This is a genomic window from Micromonospora sp. KLBMP9576, assembly GCF_050941805.1.
Classification (GTDB): Bacteria; Actinomycetota; Actinomycetes; order Mycobacteriales; family Micromonosporaceae; genus Micromonospora.
The window spans coordinates 4396753-4415455 of the sequence record NZ_CP194567.1 but is presented as its reverse complement, the minus strand read 5'-3'; the positions used below and the strand labels follow the sequence as shown (position 1 = coordinate 4415455).

Below are 18703 nucleotides of genomic sequence, written 5' to 3'. Positions count from 1 at the left end.
CCCCTCAGTTGCCGGTCGTGAAACCGGTGATGTCGCCCACCCGGGTCAGGGCCGCGTGCGCGGCGGCCACGATCCGGTCGGGGGTGAAGCCGAACTGCTCGAAGAGCACGGAGTGCGGGGCGCTGGCGCCGTAGTGCTCCAGGCTGACGCTCTCGCCGCAGTCGCCGACGATGGCGCGCCACGACATGGCGATGCCCGCCTCCACGCTCACCCGTGCCTTTACCCCACGGGGCAGTACCGACTCCCGGTATGCCTCGTCCTGCTCGAAGAACCACTCCTGGCAGGGCATCGAGACGACCCGGGTCGGGGTGCCGTCGGCCTCCAACCGCTCGCGCGCGGTCAGGCAGAGCTGCAGCTCGGAGCCGGTGCCGACGAGGATCACCTGCGGCTTGCCGTTGGACGACTCGGCCAGCACGTAACCGCCCTTGGCCGTGCCCTCGGCACCCGCGAGGGTGGACCGGTCCAGCGTCGGCAGGGCCTGCCGGCTCAGCGCCAGCGCCGTCGGCCGGTCGGTGTGCTCCAGGGCCTGCCGCCAGGCCCAGGCCGTCTCGTTGGCGTCGGCCGGGCGGACCACGTCCAGGCCGGGGATGGCGCGCAGCGCGGTCAGGTGCTCCACCGGCTGGTGGGTGGGGCCGTCCTCGCCGAGGCCGATCGAGTCGTGCGTCCAGACGTAGACCACCGGCAGCTTCATCAGCGCGGCGAGCCGCACCGCCGGGCGCATGTAGTCGCTGAAAACCAGGAAGGTGCCGCCGTACGGGCGGGTGCCGCCGTGCAGGGCGATGCCGTTGAGGATCGCGCCCATGGCGTGCTCGCGGATGCCGAAGTGCAGCGTGCGGCCGTACTCGTGGCCGGGGAAGTCCTTGGTGGCGTGCACGGCGGGAACGAAGGACGGCTCGCCCTTCATGGTGGTGTTGTTGCTCTCCGCCAGGTCGGCCGAGCCGCCCCACAGCTCCGGCAGGACGGGGGCGAGCGCCTCCAGGACCTTGCCGGAGGCAGCCCGGGTGGCGATGCCCTTGGCGTCGGCCGGGAACTGCGGCAGCGCCTCGGTCCAGCCGGTCGGCAGGACCCGCCCGGCCATCCGGTCGTAGAGCGCGCGGCGCTCCGGCTGGGCCTTCGCCCACGCGTCGAACGCCGCGGTCCACTCCTGCTCGGCCTCGGCGCCGCGCTCCATGACCAGGCGGGCGTGCCCGAGCACCTCCTCGTCGACCTCGAAGCTCCTGGCCGGGTCGAAGCCGAGGAGCTGCTTGGTGGCGGCCACCTCGTCGCCGCCCAGCGCCGAGCCGTGGATCTTGCCGGTGTTCTTCTTGTTGGGCGCGGGCCAGCCGATGATAGTGCGCAGCGCCACGAAGGAGGGGCGGCCGGTCTCGGCCTTCGCCGCCAGCAGCGCCCGGTACAGGGCTTCGACGTCCTCGTGGTAGTCGCCCTGGTCGGCGTCGCCGGCGCGCCAGTCGACCGTCTGCACGTGCCAGCCGTACGCCTCGTAACGGGCCGCCACGTCCTCGCTCTTGGCGATCCGGGTGTCGTCCTCGATCGAGATCTCGTTGTCGTCGTAGATCACCGTGAGGTTGCCGAGCTGCTGGTGCCCGGCGAGCGCGCTGACCTCGTGGCTGATGCCCTCCTCGATGTCACCGTCCGAGGCGATGCACCAGATGTCGTGGTCGAAGACCGACCGGTCCGCCTCCGGGTCGAACAGGCCGCGCTCGCGGCGGGCGGCCATCGCCATGCCGACCGCGTTGCCGAGGCCCTGCCCGAGCGGGCCGGTGGTGGTCTCGACGCCCGGGGTGTGCCCGTGCTCGGGGTGCCCCGGGGTCAGCGAGCCCCACTGCCGCAGCGACCGCAGGTCCTCCAGGGCCAGCGGGTAGCCGGAGAGGAAGAGCTGGATGTACAGGGTGAGGCTGGAGTGGCCGGCGGAGAGCACGAAGCGGTCCCGCCCCGGCCAGTTCGGGTCGGCCGGGTTGTGCCGCATGACCCGGTTGAAGAGCAGGTACGCCGCGGGCGCGAGGCTCATCGCGGTGCCCGGGTGGCCGTTGCCGGATTTCTCCACGGCGTCCATGGCCAGCACGCGGACGGTGTCGACGGCCCGGCGGTCGAGGTCGGACCAGTTGAGTGCGGGGTGCTCGGGTCGGTTGGCAGCCACGATGCTTGTGCTCCTCGGCAGATGGGCGGAACCCTCACTGATGACCCTATCGAGCCGTCCTAAACGTCCGCCCAGGGATCTCTGCATGCTGTCTGTGCCGGTGGCGATGCGCCTCGACGGTGTGACGGCCCGCACCGTTGTCGGGTCGCCCGGGCAGCCAAAACGACGACGCGTAGTGTGTGGTGCGGTGTGTGGCCCGTGCCCGGGCCCGACCCGATCTGACCTCCCCTGCCGACGCCGGAAGGTGGCAATCCGTGAGCATGATCACCGAGCGCCCCGTCAGCAACTCTGCCGGGCAGCCGCCGGTGCCGGCCGCGGGGGCGTCGGCGGTGGCCCGCCGGGACGTCCGGGCGGTGGTCGCGGCGTACGTGACGCTGACCAAGCCGCGGATCGTGGAGTTGCTCCTCGTCACCACGGTGCCGGCGATGATGCTCGCGGAGGGCGGCGTGCCGTCGCTCTGGTTGATGGCCGTGGTGCTGGTGGGCGGCTCGCTCGCCGCCGGCGCGGCCAGCGTCATCAACTGCTACATCGACCGGGACATCGACCAGTTGATGCGGCGCACCAAGCGCCGCCCGCTGCCCACGCACACCGTGACGCCCCGCAACGCGCTGATCTTCGGGTTGGTGCTGGCGACGGTGTCGGTCGCGTTGATGGCGGTGTTCACCAACCTGCTGGCCGCCGCGCTCACGCTGGCCGCGATCCTCTACTACGACCTCGTCTACACCCTCTGGCTCAAGCGGACCACGACGGCGAACACGTTCTGGGGCGGGGCCTGCGGGGCGGCGCCGGTGCTGATCGGCTGGGCGGCGGTGACCGGGACGCTCGCCCCGGCCGCGTGGGCGCTCTTCGCGGTGGTCTTCTTCTGGCAGATGCCGCACTTCTACCCGTTGGCGATGAAATACAAGGACGACTACGCGCGCGCCGGCATCCCGATGCTGCCGGTGGTGGCCTCGACCCGCCGGGTGAACGCCGAGATCATCGGCTTCGCCTGGTTGACCGTGGCGTCGTCGCTGGCGGCCTGGCCGCTGGGGATGAGCCTGATCTACGGCGTCCCGGCCGTGGTGGTCGGTGCCATCTTCGTGGTGGAGGCGCACAAGCTGGCCCGCCGGGCGGCGCGGGGGCAGGCGGTCAAGCCGATGCGGCTGTTCCACTGGTCGACGACCTACCTGACCATCCTCTTCGTAGCGGTTGCCGTCGACGCGCTGATCTGATCCCGGCTTCGTGACGGTAAATCAGCATCCTGTATGGCATGTCCGGGTTTCTTATCATATTGGGTTACCCGTCGGCTTGGGCCCGCAACTGCGCGGATGACCCGGGTAGGGCGGCCTTGGGTGCGGTTCTTTGGGCGGGCAAGTCGGATATATCCGGGCCTGTTGCCCGTGGGCGTCCTTAAACCTCCAGGTAATTGGCATCACAAAAGGTTCATGGTTCTCGCCCGGCCGGGGGTAAGTCTGCTTACGCTTCCCGACATGGCAGATGGTTCCGATACGACGCTGATGGCCGAGCAGACCGCCAAGACCCCCCAGGGGCTGGTCGCGGGCCTCAGGTCGTTCGCCGCCGAGCACGGCGGCGCGAAAGCGGTCATCGAGTACGTCGGCAAGCGTGGCGCGCGCATCGTCCTCGTGGGTGAGGACGGGGTGTGGGGCGACCAGTTCGCCGGCGACACCGGGGTGGCGCGGCGGGCCTGCGCGGAGGCGGGAGTCACCGTCGAGAACGCCTGGGAGCGGGAACTGATGGACCAGATGCGTTCGAGCAACGACCTGTGGCGCTCGATGGGCCGGCGCCCGATGTCCCGCTGACACACGTGGCCGATCACCACCAGTCGACCCGGGGGGAACCCCGGGTCGCTCTCGTCACCTGTGCCTAACCGCCCGACCTCGACCCCGACGGCTGGCTGCTGCTCGAACCGCTGGCGCGCCGCGGCGTGAGCACCGAGGCGCTGGACTGGGCCGACACGCCCGCGGCGAGTACGTCTTCGAGCCGGCCGCCGGCTCGGCCCGCAGGCCCCGGCTCAGGCCGGGACCGGGGCGGACGTCCGGCTCGGCGCGGCGGCCCGCGCCGGCGGCGGCGTGACCGGCCGGCGTTCCCGGATCGACCACAGCACCGCCAGGGTGGCCAGCCAGACCAGGCAGGACCCCAGCATGTGCGCGCCGACCAGGACAGCCGGGAGATCCGTGAAGTACTGCACGAAGCCGACCACGCCCTGACCCAACTCGACCAGGAGCAGCACCGCGGCGGCGCGGACCGCGGCGGCCGGTGCTCCCACCGCCCGTAGGGCGAGCCACAGGGCCGCGCTCAGGCCGAGGAGCAGGAACACCAGGTCGGCGTGAACCTGCGAGATCGTCTGCGGATCCAGCCCGTTGCGGACCGCGTCGGCGTCACCGGCGTGCGGACCGCTGCCGGTCACCGCCACCCCGACGACGATCACCGCCGCGCTCGTCGCCACGGTCGCCCGGACCAGCGTCCGGATCGGTTCCGGCACCAGGAGGACCTTCGGGGCGTCCGGCTCGCCGACCCGACGCCAGAGGGTGTACGCGGCGAGCAGCAGCAGCATCGAGACCACGAAGTGGATGCCCACGATCGAGGGGTGCAGTTGCGTGCGCACCGTGATCCCGCCGATCACGGCCTGGGCGACGATGCCCACCACGACGGCGATCGCGGGCAGCACCACGCTGCGCCGGCGCGGACGGTGCAGGAGTGCCGCCAGCAACGTCGCTCCGGCGATCAGCACCAGGACGAACGTGAGCAGGCGGTTGCCGAACTCGATCACCCCGTGCACGCCCATCTCCGGCGTGGTGGTGTAGGACTCATCGGTGCACCGGGGCCAGGTGGGGCAGCCGAGACCGGACGCGGTCAGTCGGACGGCGCCGCCGGTGACGACGATCGCCACGTTCGCGACGATGTTGGCGTACGCGAGACGGCGCAGCAGGGTGGTGGAGACCGGGAACCGGACGGGTCGCTTCACGGCGCAATCCTACGCACGGTAGTGGACCCCGATCGGGCGACTCCGTGGGCGCGGTGGCTCGGATCACCGGGACCCCGGTTTGCGGGCCCCGGGGTAATTACGTAACGTTGGCGTTGTGAAAAACGCGGCGGCGCTCTCGGGGCACCAGCCGGCGGTCGTCCCGACCGCCGGTCAGTCCGCGTCCGTCGCGGATCTCTCCACCCGTGACCGCGTCACCCAGCTCCTGCTGGAGCGGGGTGCGACCACCGCCGTGCAGCTCGGTTCGGCGCTCGGGCTCAGCCCGGCCGCGATCCGCCGGCACCTCGACGCGATGCTCGCCGACGGTGACGTGCTCGCCCGCGAGCAGGCCGTCCGCGGCCACCGGGGGCGGGGCCGGCCGGCGAAGGTGTTCGTGCTGACCGACGCCGCCCGGGGCCGCTGCGGCACCCACCACTACGACAACATGGCCACCGCCGCGCTGCGCTGGATCTCGCGCAGCGGCGGCGCGGAGGCGGTGGAGGCCTTCGCCGCCGACCAGGTCGCCGCCCTGGAGAGCCGCTGCCGGGCCGCCATGGAGGACGCCGGCGACGACCCGCTCGCGCGGGCCGAGGCACTCGCCGGGGCGCTGACCGCCGAGGGTTACGCTGCGAACGCGTCCACGATCGCCTCCGGCGGCCAGCTGTGTCAGCACCACTGCCCGGTGGCGCACGTGGCCGCCGAGTTTCCCCAGCTGTGCGAGGCCGAGACCGCGGTCATCTCCCGCCTGGTCGGCACCCACGTGCAGCGCCTGGCCACCATCGCGCACGGCGACGGGGTGTGCACCACGCACATCCCGGCCCAGCCGGGGCGCCAGTCCGCAAAGACCGTCACCACTGTGAGGACAGATAGATGACCGAGCAGATCGTCCAGCCCCAGACCCAGGAAGAGCAGCTCGCCGCCCTGGGTCGCTACGAGTACGGCTGGTCCGACCCGGACGCCGCCGGGGCCGTCGCCCAGCGCGGCCTCAGCGAGGCGGTGGTGCGGGACATCTCGGCCAAGAAGAGCGAGCCGGCCTGGATGCTCGACCTGCGGCTCAAGGGCCTGCGACTGTTCGGTCGCAAGCCCATGCCGGCCTGGGGCGCCGACCTCACGGGGATCGACTTCGACAACATCAAGTACTTCGTGCGCTCCACGGAGAAGCAGGCCACGAGCTGGGAGGACCTGCCCGAGGACATCAAGAACACCTACGACCGGCTGGGCATCCCCGAGGCGGAGAAGCAGCGGCTGGTCGCCGGCGTCGCGGCGCAGTACGAGTCCGAGGTCGTCTACCACAAGATCCGTGAGGACCTTGAGGAGCAGGGCGTCGTCTTCCTCGACACCGACACCGCGCTGCGGGAGCACGAGGACGTCTTCAAGGAATACTTCGGCACGGTGATCCCGGTCGGCGACAACAAGTTCGCGGCGCTGAACACCTCCGTGTGGTCCGGCGGCTCGTTCATCTACGTGCCGAAGGGCGTGCAGGTGGAGATCCCGTTGCAGGCCTACTTCCGGATCAACACCGAGAACATGGGCCAGTTCGAGCGGACCCTGATCATCGTCGACGAGGGCGCGTACGTGCACTACGTCGAGGGCTGCACCGCGCCGATGTACTCCTCCGACTCGCTGCACAGCGCCGTCGTGGAGATCATCGTCAAGAAGAACGCCCGGTGCCGCTACACGACCATCCAGAACTGGTCTAACAACGTCTACAACCTGGTCACCAAGCGCGCCGTCTGCCACGAGGGCGCGACCATGGAGTGGGTCGACGGCAACATCGGCTCCAAGGTCACCATGAAGTACCCGGCGGTCTACATGACCGGCCCGCACGCCAAGGGCGAGGTGCTCTCGGTGGCCATGGCCGGCGAGGGCCAGCACCAGGACGCGGGCGCCAAGATGGTGCACGCCGCGCCGCACACCAGCAGCACGATCATCTCCAAGTCGATCGCCCGCGGTGGCGGCCGCACGTCGTACCGGGGCCTGGTGCAGGTGCTGGAGGGCTCGCACAGCAGCCGGAGCACGGTCAAGTGCGACGCGCTGCTGGTCGACACCATCTCCCGCTCGGACACCTACCCGTACGTCGACATCCGCGAGGACGACGTGTCGATGGGGCACGAGGCCACCGTCTCCAAGATCAGCGATGACCAGCTCTTCTACCTGATGAGCCGGGGTCTGAGCGAGGACGAGGCGATGGCGATGATCGTGCGTGGCTTCATCGAGCCGATCGCCAAGGAACTCCCGATGGAGTACGCCCTGGAGCTCAACCGTCTGATCGAGCTCCAGATGGAGGGCGCGGTCGGCTGACGCCGGCCCCCTTCCGGTCAATGACACCGTCGTCGCAGAACAGAGCAAGGAAGAGATGACTACCCAGGCTTCCGCCCCGCCCAGCACCAAGTCGCAGGCGCTGCGCTCGTACGACGCCGCCGACTTCCCTGCCCTCACCGGCATGGAGGAGGAGTGGCGGTTCACCCCGATCAAGCGGCTGCGCGGGCTCGCCGGTGGGCCGCAGGCCGCCGCCGGCACGGTCCGTCACGAGCACGGCGACCTGCCCGAGGGCGTCGTCGTGGGGCGGATCGGCACCGACGACCCGAGGGTCGGCAGCGTGCTCACCCCGGTCGACCGGGTCAGCGCGCTCGCCTACGGCGGGGCCGGGCAGGCGTTGCTGGTCCAGGTCGCCCGCGACGCCGTGGTGGCCGAGCCGGTGAGCCTGCGGGTGGTCGGCGAGGGCGCCGAGGGCGTGGCCTTCGGGCACACCTTCGTCGAGGTGGGCCGGTTCGCCGAGGTGACCCTGGTGCTGGAGCACGTCGGTTCGACGACGCTCGCCGACAACGTCGAGGTGGCGGTGGCCGACGGGGCGAAGCTGACCCTGGTCACCGTCGCCGACTGGGCCGGCGACGCGGTGCAGGCCCAGCACCTGAAGATCAAGCTGGGCCGGGACGCGAAGGTGGTGCACGTCCAGGTGAGCCTCGGCGGCGACCTGGTCCGGCAGTACACCTCGGTGGAGTACACCGAGCGGGGCGGCGAGGCCGAGCTGTACGGCCTCTACTTCGCCGACTCGGGCCAGCACCTGGAACACCGCCAGCTGGTCGACCACAGCGTGCCGGACTGCCGCAGCTACGTCGGTTACCGGGGCGCGTTGCAGGGCGCGAGCGCCCGTACCGTCTGGGTGGGCGACGTGCTGATCCGCGCCGAGGCGACCGGCACCGACTCGTACGAGATCAACCGCAACCTGCTGCTGACCGACGGCGCGCGGGCGGACTCCGTACCCAACCTGGAGATCGAGACCGGCGAGATCGCCGGCGCCGGGCACGCGAGCGCGACCGGGCGCTTCGACGACGAGCAGCTGTTCTACCTGATGGCCCGGGGCATCCCGGAGTCCGAGGCGCGGCGCCTGGTGGTCCGTGGCTTCTTCGCCGAGCTGATCAACAAGATCCCGGTCGAGTCGCTGCGCGAGCGGCTGGGCGACGCGATCGAGGGCAGGCTCGCGAAGGCCGGCGCCTGATGATCCGCCTCTGCTCCACCGAGGACGTGCCGAAGGGCACCGTGGTCAGCGCGGATGTCGACGGCACGCCGATCGCGCTGGTGCACGGCGAGGACGGCGCCTTCTACGCCGCCTACGACGAGTGCTCGCACGCCGCGGTCGCCCTCTCCGAGGGGGAGGTCGAGGGCTGCACGCTGGAATGTTGGCTGCACGGGTCCCGTTTCGACCTGAGGACCGGCGAGCCGACCGGGCTGCCCGCCACCGAACCCGTTCCCGTCTACCCCGTCGAAGTCCGAGACGGCGACATCTACGTCAGTCTCACGCCGAGCAATGGAGTGACCCGATAATGAGCACCCTGGAGATCCGCGACCTGAAGGTGTCGGTCAAGCTGCCCGAGGGTGAGCTCAAGCCGATCCTGCATGGGGTAGACCTGGAGGTGAACTCCGGTCAGACTCACGCGATCATGGGCCCGAACGGCTCCGGCAAGTCCACCCTGGCCTACTCGATCGCGGGCCACCCCAAGTACGAGATCACCGGCGGTTCGGTGACGCTCGACGGCGTCGACGTGCTGGCCATGTCCGTCGACGAGCGGGCCCGCGCCGGCCTCTTCCTGGCGATGCAGTACCCGGTCGAGGTCCCCGGCGTCTCGGTCGCGAACTTCCTGCGTACCGCCAAGACCGCCATCGACGGCACCGCGCCGAAGCTGCGCACCTGGGGCGGCGAGCTGCGCGGGGCCATGGAGCGCCTCCAGATGGACCCGGCGTTCGCCCAGCGCAACGTCAACGAGGGCTTCTCCGGCGGCGAGAAGAAGCGGCACGAGATCGTGCAGCTCGAGCTGCTCAAGCCGAAGATCGCCATCCTCGACGAGACCGACTCCGGCCTTGACGTGGACGCGCTGCGCGTGGTCAGCGAGGGCGTCAACCGGGTCCGCGACACCGGCGACACCGGGATGCTGCTGATCACCCACTACACCCGGATCCTGCGCTACATCAAGCCGGACTTCGTGCACGTCTTCGTCGCCGGCCGGATCGTCGAGCAGGGCGGCCGGGAGCTGGCCGACAAGCTCGAGGAAGAGGGCTACGAGCGGTACGCCGCCGGAGCCGGCGCGGCGCGGGCCTGAGTCCCCTCGGAAGAATGGGTGGGCCGGTCGACATGACTTCCATCGCGATCCCGGCGGGGATGCCGCAGTACGACGACGTGCCGCGTTACGACGTGGCGAAGGTGCGCGCCGACTTCCCGATCCTCGACCGGGAGGTCAACGGCCACCGGCTGGTCTACCTCGACAGCGCCAACACCTCCCACAAGCCGCGGCAGGTGCTCGACGTGCTCGGCGCGCACTACGCCATGCACAACGCCAACGTGTCGCGCTCGGTGCACACCCTGGGCACCGAGGCCACCGAGGCGTACGAGGGCGCGCGGGCCAAGATCGCCGCGTTCGTCAACGCGCCGAGCGTGGACGAGGTGGTGTTCACCAAGAACTCCACCGAGGCGATCAACATCGTGGCGTACGCGTTCTCCAACGCCTCGCTGCGGCCCGACGCCGACCCGCGCTTCCGGCTCGGCCCCGGTGACGAGGTGGTGATCTCCGAGATGGAGCACCACTCGAACATCGTGCCGTGGCAGCTGCTCTGCGAGCGCACCGGCGCGACCCTGCGCTGGTTCCCGGTCACCGACCAGGGGCGACTGGACGAGTCGGGGCTTCAGGACCTGGTCACCGAACGGACGAAGATCGTCTCGCTGGTGCACATGTCCAACATCCTCGGCACGGTCAACGCCACCTCGCGGATCACCGCGCGGGTCCGTGAGGTGGGGGCGCTGCTGCTGCTCGACTGCTCGCAGTCGGTGCCGCACATGCCGATGGACGTGGTCGAATACGACGCCGACTTCGTCGTCTTCACCGGGCACAAGATGTGCGGGCCGACCGGCATCGGGGTGCTCTGGGGTCGCGCGGAGCTGCTGGCGGCGATGCCGCCGGTGTTCGGCGGCGGTTCGATGATCGAGACGGTGTCGCTGGCGGGCTCGACGTTCGCCGCGCCGCCGGCGCGGTTCGAGGCGGGCACCCCGCCGATCGCCGAGGCGGTCGCGCTCGGCGCGGCCGTCGACTACCTCACCGGCGTCGGGATGCGGGCCATCCAGTGGCACGAGAAGGAGCTGACGGCGTACGCGCTGGACGCCCTCGCCACGGTGCCCGGCCTGCGGATCTTCGGACCCACCGTGCCGGTGGGCCGGGGCGGCACCATCTCGTTCGCCCTCGGCGACATCCACCCCCACGACGTGGGGCAGGTGCTCGACTCGCTGGGTGTGCAGGTGCGCGTCGGTCACCACTGCGCCAAGCCGGTCTGCACCCGCTTCGGCGTGCCGGCCATGACGCGGGCCTCGTTCTACCTCTACACCACCACCGGGGAGATCGACGCCCTGGTGGAGGGCCTGGCGCGGGTGCGGAAGGTGTTCGACTGATGCAGCTCGAATCTCTCTACCAGGAGATCATCCTGGACCACTACAAGCACCCGCACGGTCGCGGCCTGCGCGACGCGGACGCCCGGGTCGCCGAGGCGCACCACGTCAACCCGACCTGCGGTGACGAGGTGACCGTCCGGGTGGCCACCGACGGCGACGTGCTGCACGACGTCTCGTACGACGGGCTGGGCTGCTCGATCAGCATGGCGTCGGCGAGTGTGCTGCACGAGCTGCTGGTGGGCCGGGGCGCGGGCGACGCGTTCCGGGTGCACGAGGCGTTCGTGGAGTTGATGTCCGGCCGTGGCCAGGTCACGCCGGACGAGGACGTGCTCGGTGACGGGGTCGCGTTCGCGGGCGTCGCCCGCTACCCCGCCCGGGTCAAGTGCGCGCTGTTGCCGTGGATGGCGTTCAAGGACGCCGCGGCACGCGCCGGTGTAAGCGTGAGCCCTTCGGAGGTTGAGGCATGAGCAGCGAGGACACCGCCACCGAGGCGACCCCGACGACCGAGGGCGGGACCGCCCCGGCCGTGGACGCCGCACCGGCCGCGACCGGTGCGCCGGCCGCCGGCGGGAAGGCCGCCGTCGCCGACATCGAGGAGGCGATGAAGGACGTCGTCGACCCCGAGCTGGGCATCAACGTGGTCGACCTCGGCCTGTTGTACGGCGTGCACGTCGGCGACGACAACGTCGCCACCCTGGACATGACGCTGACCTCGGCGGCGTGCCCGCTGACCGACGTCATCGAGGACCAGACGCGGCAGGCGCTCACCACCGGCCCCGGTGGGGGCCTGGTCGGCGACATCCGGATCAACTGGGTGTGGCTCCCGCCGTGGGGCCCCGACAAGATCACCGACGAGGGGCGCGACCAGCTCCGTTCCCTCGGCTTCAACGTCTGACGCTGCATCGTCGAGCGCGGCACCCCGGTTGGGGGTGCCGCGCTCGACGCGTCACCGGACCATCCCGTGACAGGGGCTACGGGCGGCCCAGAAGTCCGTCCGCGTCGCGGCCGTCGACGAAGCTGTAGCCCTGGATGAAGGCTCGCCCCGGTGCGACTCCGGAGATGCCGGAGTTGCGCGGGTGCGGCAGGACCAGTCGGGCGGTCGTCCGGCCGGTGCGCGCGTCGAGCACCGTGATGAGGCACGCGTCGTGCTCTCCGGTGAGTTCGGTGAGCCGCTCGCCCGGGCTCGACGCCACCACGACAGCGCCCGGCCCAAGAGTGAGCATCGTCGGATAGAGAGGGCCCGGAGCGCGGAAGGTCCAGCGGGCCTGGCCGGTGGCGGCGTCCACACCGGTGAGGGTCCGGCCGCGTCGCTCGACCCACATCTCGTCGCCGGCCACACCCGTCGTGCGATGCGGAAGGAACCGGCTGTCGAAGTCGGTCTGGAGAGGGCCGGTCGCGCGCCACTGACCGTCGTCGAGACCGACCGTGACGGTGCCGGTCCATTCGTCGTCGGTGAAGTACTTGAAGTAGAGGCGCTTCTCGAAGTATCTCGGGTTTGCCTTCCAGGCACCCTTTGTACAGGGCAGGCCCTGGGTGGTCCAGATGGCCTTGCCGCCCCGGACGGCGGCGAGCTGGCATCCGCCCACGTCCAGCACTACCGTCTCGCCGATGACGGCGGTCGCGTTGCCGCGTGTGGTGCCCAGGATCCGTCCGTCGGCCCCGCGTACCGTGGTCGTCCTGATGAGGGTCGCATGCTCACCGATGGGCGGGTTCGGGTCGATGGCGACGACAGTCGGAGCGACCCGGAGGAGCGTACTACTGATGTGATCGTTGCCGACGGGGCCGAACTGGGTTTCGCGGTGGGCGCCGGTGGCCGTCCACAACACCGCGGCGGACGGCCCGTGCCCGGTGTAGACGCACGAGTCCTTGAGGCAGTCGCGCAGGACGATGGTGCCGTTGCCCATGGCGACCAGTGCGCGCTCGACAGGGACACCGGAGGGGTGCGCAAGCTGCCACAGCAACGAGCCGGCGGCGCTGTAATATCTGATTTCGTCGCTGTCATACACCGCCATGTTTCCGTCCGGGCCGACGAAAACGCGACCGTCCTTGGTCCAGATCGCGAACGTGCTCTCGCCCGTCTGCGGGTCGCGCCCCCGCAGCCCGCCACGGGTCTTCATGAGTAGCACGTGTGGCAGTGCCTTGACCTCGTCGACGAACGCGCCGAACCTGTCGTCGCCGGTGCCTCTCGACGAGTGCCACACGTACGGCCCGTCCGACTGGGACATCACCAGGCGTGGTGCCTGGACGAGTGCCCCGGCGGCGAAGGTGGCGAGGACGACCGTGGCGACGAGCAGTGGCCGTGGTCGGGTGCCGCGCAGCCCGCCGGAGATCCTGAAGACGATCACCGCGACGCCCGCCGCGGCCGTCACGGCGCCGACGCCGTACACCTCCCGGAGGGGAAGCCACCAGCCGAGGAGAAGCAGGGCCAGCCCCAGGGGCACCCAGAGCATGTCCCGTACCCGCAGCCGCCGGGAGTCTTCCGTCGCGGCGGGATCGGCTGCGCTCGAAGCCTCTGCGCCGCCCGGCGGGTCCGCACTCGTCCCGACCGGGTCGCCGACAGGACTCTCCATCCCACCCGTTTCCGCCCCCATGCCTGCCTCCCGTCGATGGTTGCCGCGGCGAGATACGACCGCCCGGAACCGGCCCCGATCCGGGGAGCCGGCCGGCGGCGAGCGTACTAGACCCGGTCGATGTCCCGGATCCGTAGCCGTCCTGCCGGGCGACCGCCGGAGGCGGGCGGCCGAGAGTGGCGTACCTTCGGGCCTATGAGCAGCAGACCGGCGGCCGGGGGAGGCCGGTGGGTGGACGTCGAACCCGGCCGGATCGGCCGCTGGGTCGAGGGCTTCGCCGACCGGCACGGCCCGCCCACCACCACCTCCCAGGGGTACGGCCTGCTGCTCGTCGCGCCGGACGGCACGACCGCCGAGCTGCACACCCCGCCCGGCGCGCCGGTCACCTCGGACGTGCCCGACTTCGTGGTCGCCGCGACCACGCCCCGCCGGATCGGCCTGCTGCTCGCCCGCAAGGGCGCGGTGGCGGTGGGCGTCGCGGCGGGGGACGAGCTGGTGGTCTCCAAGGTGGACACCCGCTACGTGCAGGGGCGCACCGCCGCCGGGGGCTGGTCCCAGCAGCGCTTCGCCCGCCGACGCGACAACCAGGCGAAGGCGGCCCTGGGCGACGCGGCCGACCTGGCCGTACGACTGCTGTTGCCACAGGCGTCGTCGCTGGACGCGCTGGTCTGCGGCGGCGACCGGCGGGCGGTCGACACCGTGCTCGCCGACCGGCGGCTCGCCCCGCTGGCGGCGCTGCGCGTGGACCGACTGCTGGACGTGCCCGAGCCCCGGCACGCCGTGCTGGTCGGCGCGATCGCCGCGGCCCGCGCGGTCCGGGTCCTGGTGCGCGACCCCGCTCCGGCCTGACCACAGCCACGGCGACCGCCCGACACACGGCACGGGCCCGGTCGCCGAACGACCGGGCCCGTGCCGTGGGGTGCCGCGGCGGCGCTCAGCCCGCCGCGCCCACCGCCCTCACAGCGCCCCGCTGAAGGTGTCGCAGGACTTGGGGTCGCCGGTGTCGTACCCCTTGCTGAACCACTGCTTACGCTGGGCGGACGAGCCGTGGGTGAACTCGTCCGGGTTGACCGGCCGGTTGGCCCGCTCGGAGATGGCGTCGTCGCCGATCTTCTCGGCGGTGTCGATGGCCTGCTGGATGTCCTGCTCGCTGATGCTGGTGAAGATCTTCTGACCGCTCGCGTCGGCCGTGCCGGTGGCGTTCTTCGCCCAGGCACCGGCGTAGCAGTCGGCCTGCAACTCCAGCTTGACCGAGAGCGCGTTCGCGTTGTCCGGGTCGCGCTGCTGCTGGCGGCGCATCTGGGCCTCGGTGCCGAGCAGGTCCTGCACGTGGTGGCCGTACTCGTGGGCGAGCACGTACGGCTGGGCGAATTCGCCTTCGGCGCCGAGCTGCTGCGCGAGGACCTGGTAGAAGGTCAGGTCGATGTAGACGAGGTCGTCGGCGGGGCAGTAGAACGGCCCGACGCCGGAGTCGGCCTGCCCGCAGGCGGTGTTGACGCCCTGGCTGAAGAAGACGGTGCGCGACGGGCGGTACTGCTCGCCGAACGCCTCTGGCAGGGCCTTCTGCCAGTAGGCCTGGATGGAGTTGACGTAGAGAGCGTTGCGGCAGTCGAGCTGCTGGAGCGCGTCGTCGGCCGCGCACTTCTGCTCCAGCGACGCGTTGTCGCCCTGCGGCTCGTCGCCGCCGCTGGTGGCCGCGTTCAGGCCGAAGCCGCCGCCGACGAGCGCGACGAGCACGGCGATGACGATGCCGACGATGCCGCCCCGGCCACCGCCGATGGGGATGGGGATGCCGCCCAGCCCGCCGCCCCCGCCGGATCCTCGCCGGTCGTCCACCTGGCTGGTGTCGACCCGTGCGTTCTCGTTCAGCTCCATGTCTACCCCGATCACCCGATTTGATCCGTTTGGTGGTTGCGGTACCGGACCGGGTCCGGACGGCGTTTCGGGTACCCGATGATCTTGATTGGTAATCCGGCGGGCCGCCCGCGCGACGCCCGGTACACTTGGCGGGTGCTGCTCTGCGAAGGCTGAACCGCCCCGCGCCGACGGGCCTCGTGCTCGCCGGCGCTTTCGCGTGCCCATGAGTCAGCCCTTCCAGACCCCGAGAGCGAGTCGTCCGACATGATCACTGCCACCGGCCTGGAGCTGCGCGCCGGCGCCCGCATCCTGCTCTCCGACACCACCCTGCGCGTGCAGCCGGGCGACCGCATCGGCCTGGTCGGCCGCAACGGCGCCGGCAAGACCACCACGCTCAAGGTGCTGGCCGGCGAGGGCCAGCCATACTCCGGGCAGATCGACAGGCGCAGCGCCATCGGCTACCTCCCGCAGGACCCGCGCACCGGCGACCTGGAGGTCACCGGCCGCGACCGGGTGCTCTCCGCCCGGGGCCTGGACGTGCTGATGGCCCAGATGAAGGAGGTCGAGGAGAAGCTCGCCGAGGGCGCCGACGACGACAAGCTGGTCCGCCGCTACGGCACGCTGGAGGACCAGTTCGCCTCCCTCGGCGGGTACGCGGCCGAGGCCGAGGCCGCCCGGATCTGCGCCAACCTCGGCCTGCCCGACCGGGCGCTCGCCCAGACCATCGGCACGCTCTCCGGCGGTCAGCGCCGCCGCATCGAGCTGGCCCGGATCCTGTTCCGCGACGCGGGCGAGAACGGCGGCGGCATCCTGCTGCTCGACGAGCCGACCAACCACCTCGACGCCGACTCGATCACCTGGCTGCGCAGCTTCCTCGCCAACCACAAGGGCGGCCTGATCGTGATCTCCCACGACGGCTCCCTGCTGGAGTCGGTGGTCAACAAGGTGTGGTTCCTCGACGCCACCCGCTCCGTGGTCGACGTCTACAACCTCGGCTGGAAGGCCTACCTGGAGGCCCGCGAGACCGACGAGCGGCGCCGACGCCGGGAGCGGGCCAACGCCGAGAAGAAGGCCGGCGCGCTGATGGCGCAGGCCGACAAGATGCGGGCCAAGGCCACCAAGACCGTCGCCGCGCAGAACATGGCCCGCCGGGCGGAGAAGCTGATCTCCGGCCTGGAGGAGGTACGCGTCTCCGACCGGGTGGCGAAGGTGCGCTTCCCGAACCCGGCCCCGTGCGGCAAGACCCCGCTCACCGCGACCGGCCTGTCGAAGTCGTACGGCTCGCTGGAGATCTTCACCGACGTGAACGTGGCGGTCGACCGGGGCTCCCGGGTGGCCATCCTCGGGCTCAACGGCGCCGGCAAGACCACCCTGCTGCGGATGCTCGGCGGCCTGCTGGAACCGGACACCGGCGGCGTGCACGCCGGCCACGGCCTGCGGCTCGGCTACTACGCGCAGGAGCACGAGACGCTCGACGTGGACCGCTCGGTGCTGGACCACATGCGCAGCGCCGCCAACGAGCAGACCGACACCGACCTGCGCAAGATCCTCGGCGCGTTCCTGTTCTCCGGCGACGACGTGGAGAAGCCGGCCGGGGTGCTCTCCGGCGGCGAGAAGACCCGGCTGGCGCTGGCCACCCTGGTCTGCTCCGGGGCGAACGTGCTGCTGCTCGACGAGCCGACGAACAACCTCGACCCGGTCAGCCGGGAACAGGTGCTCGACGCCATCGCCCGCTATCCCGGCGCGATCGTGCTGGTCACCCACGACCCCGGCGCGGTCATGGCGCTGAAGCCCGACCGCGCGATCCTGCTCCCCGACGGCGACGAGGACGCCTGGAGCGACGACCTGCTGGAACTCGTCGAGCTGGCCTGATCCCCGCCACCCCTCGGCGTTGATCATGAAGTTGTTGCACTCCGCCCCGGCGTGTCGTGGCAACAACTTCATGATCACGCGTGGGGCGGGGGTGGGGTGGGTGGTCACGCTATCGGGAAGTGGACAATGCATAGCGTGTCGGTTGGCGAAGAGTTGATATCTGGCGCATGATCGTTCGAGGCGGTCTAATAGGTGGGACCGTATCCGAACCGCACAGTCTGGGACGTGAGGACACAACATGGCAGCCACTGGCACAGCCACCAGCACTGAGAAGGGTCGCCGGATCGTCGGAGCCGAGCGTCAGACGCTCGCCAAAGACCTGGTAAAGCGGTACACCTCTGGTGAGAGCATCCGCGCGCTCGCGGCCTCGACCGGCCGTTCCTACGGGTTCATCCACCGGGTGCTCACCGAGTCCGGCGTGCAGCTGCGACAGCGTGGCGGCGCCCGCCGCCGCAAGAAGGCGTGACCCGCCCACCAACGTCGTCCGTCAGCGCCGCTCCCCAGGTCGCCCCATGACCGCCGAGGCGACCGGGGTCCGGCTGCAATGCGACGGGCCGGTCGCGACGGTCACGTTGTGTCGGCCCGACGTGCTCAACGCGCAGACCCCGGCGATGTGGCGCGCGATGAGCGACTTCTCCCGGGACCTTCCCGGCGACGTGCGTGTCGTCGTGGTCCGTGGGGAGGGGCGGGCGTTCTCGGCCGGCCTCGACCTGTCGGTGGCCGGTGCCTCCGGCCCGGGGTCGTTCGCCGAGCTGGCCAGCCTGCCCGAGCAGGAGTGCGCCGACCGGATCGCGGAATACCAGGGCGGCTTCACCTGGTTGCACCGCCCCGACGTCATCTCCGTCGCCGCCGTGCAGGGGCACGCCATCGGCGCCGGTCTCCAACTGGCGCTCGCCTGCGACCTGCGCGTCCTCACCGAGGACGCGAAGCTCTCCATGGCCGAGGTGACCCTCGGCCTGGTCCCCGATCTCGCCGGCACCGGGCGCCTGGTCGACCTGGTCGGCTACGCCCGCGCGCTGGAGATCTGCGTGACCGGCCGACGGATGGACGCCGCCGAGGCCGACCGGATCGGCCTGGCCACCCTGGTGGTGCCGAACGCCGAGCTGGACGCCGCGGTGCGCGACCTGACCGCCGGGCTGCTGGCCAACGACCGCAACGCGGTGGTGGAGATCAAGGCCCTGCTGGCCGGCGCGAGCGGCCGGTCCGCCCGGGAACAGCAGCGGGCCGAACGGGAGGCGCAGACCCGCCGGCTACGCGATCTCACCGGACGGGGAGAATAGTAAGGACCCTTCGGGAAGATCAGGGTTACGACCGAGGTTGTCAGAGTCGTCGGGAGAATCGACCCTGACGATGCGGTCAACCCGACGACC

The 18703-nt window shown here is 71.0% G+C and carries 18 protein-coding genes; 14 read left to right on the top strand and 4 right to left on the bottom strand.

Annotation, left to right across the window (positions count from 1 at the left end; all coding sequences use genetic code 11):
- Positions 1-4 precede the first annotated feature (4 nt).
- Positions 5-2137, bottom strand: a complete 2133-nt coding sequence (gene tkt / locus ACQ452_RS19260; RefSeq protein WP_433386518.1) for a transketolase — start codon at positions 2135-2137, stop codon at positions 5-7.
- A gap of 254 nt (positions 2138-2391) precedes the next feature.
- On the opposite strand from tkt, the gene ACQ452_RS19255 reads away from it, so the two are divergent.
- On the top strand, positions 2392-3348 hold the full coding sequence (locus ACQ452_RS19255; protein WP_433386517.1) for a heme o synthase: 957 nt from the start codon (positions 2392-2394) through the stop codon (positions 3346-3348).
- Between the two features lie 258 nt (positions 3349-3606).
- Positions 3607-3936: a hypothetical protein gene (locus ACQ452_RS19250; protein WP_433386516.1), complete on the top strand. Its 330-nt coding sequence runs from the start codon at positions 3607-3609 to the stop codon at positions 3934-3936.
- 212 nt (positions 3937-4148) lie between these two features.
- On the opposite strand, the gene ACQ452_RS19245 is transcribed toward ACQ452_RS19250, so the two are convergent.
- On the bottom strand, positions 4149-5102 hold the full coding sequence (locus ACQ452_RS19245; protein ID WP_433386515.1) for a COX15/CtaA family protein: 954 nt from the start codon (positions 5100-5102) through the stop codon (positions 4149-4151).
- Between the two features lie 115 nt (positions 5103-5217).
- On the opposite strand from ACQ452_RS19245, the gene ACQ452_RS19240 reads away from it, so the two are divergent.
- Genes ACQ452_RS19240 through ACQ452_RS19205 form a run of 8 tightly spaced genes read left to right on the top strand, consistent with a single transcriptional unit; the run spans position 5218 to position 11929 of the window.
- The gene (locus ACQ452_RS19240) at positions 5218-5973 is read left to right on the top strand and encodes a helix-turn-helix transcriptional regulator (RefSeq protein ID WP_433386514.1); all 756 of its coding nucleotides are present in this window, start codon (positions 5218-5220) and stop codon (positions 5971-5973) included.
- Positions 5970-7400: a Fe-S cluster assembly protein SufB gene (sufB, locus tag ACQ452_RS19235; protein WP_433386513.1), complete on the top strand. Its 1431-nt coding sequence runs from the start codon at positions 5970-5972 to the stop codon at positions 7398-7400. The genes ACQ452_RS19240 and sufB overlap by 4 nt, the downstream gene beginning before the upstream one ends.
- Positions 7401-7455: 55 nt before the next feature.
- Positions 7456-8598 (top strand): Fe-S cluster assembly protein SufD, encoded by a 1143-nt coding sequence (sufD, locus tag ACQ452_RS19230; RefSeq protein WP_433386512.1) that lies wholly within the window; start codon positions 7456-7458, stop codon positions 8596-8598.
- Complete coding sequence (locus tag ACQ452_RS19225; protein WP_433386511.1) at positions 8598-8924, top strand: non-heme iron oxygenase ferredoxin subunit; 327 nt, start codon at positions 8598-8600, stop codon at positions 8922-8924. The genes sufD and ACQ452_RS19225 overlap by 1 nt, the downstream gene beginning before the upstream one ends.
- Positions 8924-9697, top strand: a complete 774-nt coding sequence (gene sufC, locus ACQ452_RS19220; protein WP_433386510.1) for a Fe-S cluster assembly ATPase SufC — start codon at positions 8924-8926, stop codon at positions 9695-9697. The genes ACQ452_RS19225 and sufC overlap by 1 nt, the downstream gene beginning before the upstream one ends.
- A gap of 32 nt (positions 9698-9729) precedes the next feature.
- Positions 9730-11034, top strand: a complete 1305-nt coding sequence (locus ACQ452_RS19215) for a cysteine desulfurase (protein WP_433386509.1) — start codon at positions 9730-9732, stop codon at positions 11032-11034.
- Positions 11034-11501, top strand: a complete 468-nt coding sequence (sufU, locus tag ACQ452_RS19210) for a Fe-S cluster assembly sulfur transfer protein SufU (RefSeq protein WP_433386507.1) — start codon at positions 11034-11036, stop codon at positions 11499-11501. The genes ACQ452_RS19215 and sufU overlap by 1 nt, the downstream gene beginning before the upstream one ends.
- Entirely contained in the window at positions 11498-11929 is a 432-nt protein-coding gene (locus ACQ452_RS19205; RefSeq protein ID WP_433386505.1) for a metal-sulfur cluster assembly factor, read from the top strand. Before sufU ends, ACQ452_RS19205 begins: the two co-directional genes overlap by 4 nt.
- Before the next feature lie 76 nt (positions 11930-12005).
- On the opposite strand, the gene ACQ452_RS19200 is transcribed toward ACQ452_RS19205, so the two are convergent.
- Complete coding sequence (locus ACQ452_RS19200; RefSeq protein ID WP_433386503.1) at positions 12006-13484, bottom strand: PQQ-binding-like beta-propeller repeat protein; 1479 nt, start codon at positions 13482-13484, stop codon at positions 12006-12008.
- A 315-nt stretch (positions 13485-13799) separates the two neighbouring features.
- On the opposite strand from ACQ452_RS19200, the gene ACQ452_RS19195 reads away from it, so the two are divergent.
- Positions 13800-14453 carry an acVLRF1 family peptidyl-tRNA hydrolase gene (locus tag ACQ452_RS19195; protein WP_433386501.1) on the top strand — a complete coding sequence of 218 codons (654 nt, stop codon included), beginning with the start codon at positions 13800-13802 and terminating at the stop codon, positions 14451-14453.
- Positions 14454-14561: 108 nt separating this feature from the next.
- On the opposite strand, the gene ypfJ is transcribed toward ACQ452_RS19195, so the two are convergent.
- Complete coding sequence (gene ypfJ, locus ACQ452_RS19190; protein ID WP_433394241.1) at positions 14562-15479, bottom strand: KPN_02809 family neutral zinc metallopeptidase; 918 nt, start codon at positions 15477-15479, stop codon at positions 14562-14564.
- 246 nt (positions 15480-15725) lie between these two features.
- Between ypfJ and ACQ452_RS19185 the strand changes: the two genes are divergently transcribed.
- From ACQ452_RS19185 to ACQ452_RS19175, 3 genes are all read left to right on the top strand, one after another.
- The gene (locus tag ACQ452_RS19185) at positions 15726-17333 is read left to right on the top strand and encodes an ABC-F family ATP-binding cassette domain-containing protein (RefSeq protein ID WP_433386499.1); all 1608 of its coding nucleotides are present in this window, start codon (positions 15726-15728) and stop codon (positions 17331-17333) included.
- A 238-nt stretch (positions 17334-17571) separates the two neighbouring features.
- Positions 17572-17799, top strand: a complete 228-nt coding sequence (locus tag ACQ452_RS19180) for a helix-turn-helix domain-containing protein (protein WP_007462679.1) — start codon at positions 17572-17574, stop codon at positions 17797-17799.
- Positions 17800-17845: 46 nt separating this feature from the next.
- The gene (locus tag ACQ452_RS19175) at positions 17846-18613 is read left to right on the top strand and encodes an enoyl-CoA hydratase/isomerase family protein (RefSeq protein WP_433386497.1); all 768 of its coding nucleotides are present in this window, start codon (positions 17846-17848) and stop codon (positions 18611-18613) included.
- The last annotated feature ends 90 nt before the right edge of the window (positions 18614-18703 follow it).

What these genes read in the sequence shown, in the direction of transcription:
- ACQ452_RS19250 (WP_433386516.1), top strand. Translation starts at nt 3,607, where the DNA reads ATGGCAGATGGTTCCGATACGACGCTGATGGCCGAGCAGACCGCCAAG.
- sufB (WP_433386513.1), top strand. Translation starts at nt 5,970, where the DNA reads ATGACCGAGCAGATCGTCCAGCCCCAGACCCAGGAAGAGCAGCTCGCC.
- sufD (WP_433386512.1), top strand. Translation starts at nt 7,456, where the DNA reads ATGACTACCCAGGCTTCCGCCCCGCCCAGCACCAAGTCGCAGGCGCTG.
- ACQ452_RS19225 (WP_433386511.1), top strand. Translation starts at nt 8,598, where the DNA reads ATGATCCGCCTCTGCTCCACCGAGGACGTGCCGAAGGGCACCGTGGTC.
- sufC (WP_433386510.1), top strand. Translation starts at nt 8,924, where the DNA reads ATGAGCACCCTGGAGATCCGCGACCTGAAGGTGTCGGTCAAGCTGCCC.
- ACQ452_RS19215 (WP_433386509.1), top strand. Translation starts at nt 9,730, where the DNA reads ATGACTTCCATCGCGATCCCGGCGGGGATGCCGCAGTACGACGACGTG.
- sufU (WP_433386507.1), top strand. Translation starts at nt 11,034, where the DNA reads ATGCAGCTCGAATCTCTCTACCAGGAGATCATCCTGGACCACTACAAG.
- ACQ452_RS19205 (WP_433386505.1), top strand. Translation starts at nt 11,498, where the DNA reads ATGAGCAGCGAGGACACCGCCACCGAGGCGACCCCGACGACCGAGGGC.
- ACQ452_RS19200 (WP_433386503.1), bottom strand. Translation starts at nt 13,484, where the DNA reads ATGCTCTGGGTGCCCCTGGGGCTGGCCCTGCTTCTCCTCGGCTGGTGG.
- ACQ452_RS19195 (WP_433386501.1), top strand. Translation starts at nt 13,800, where the DNA reads ATGAGCAGCAGACCGGCGGCCGGGGGAGGCCGGTGGGTGGACGTCGAA.
- ypfJ (WP_433394241.1), bottom strand. Translation starts at nt 15,479, where the DNA reads ATGGAGCTGAACGAGAACGCACGGGTCGACACCAGCCAGGTGGACGAC.
- ACQ452_RS19185 (WP_433386499.1), top strand. Translation starts at nt 15,726, where the DNA reads ATGATCACTGCCACCGGCCTGGAGCTGCGCGCCGGCGCCCGCATCCTG.
- ACQ452_RS19180 (WP_007462679.1), top strand. Translation starts at nt 17,572, where the DNA reads ATGGCAGCCACTGGCACAGCCACCAGCACTGAGAAGGGTCGCCGGATC.
- ACQ452_RS19175 (WP_433386497.1), top strand. Translation starts at nt 17,846, where the DNA reads ATGACCGCCGAGGCGACCGGGGTCCGGCTGCAATGCGACGGGCCGGTC.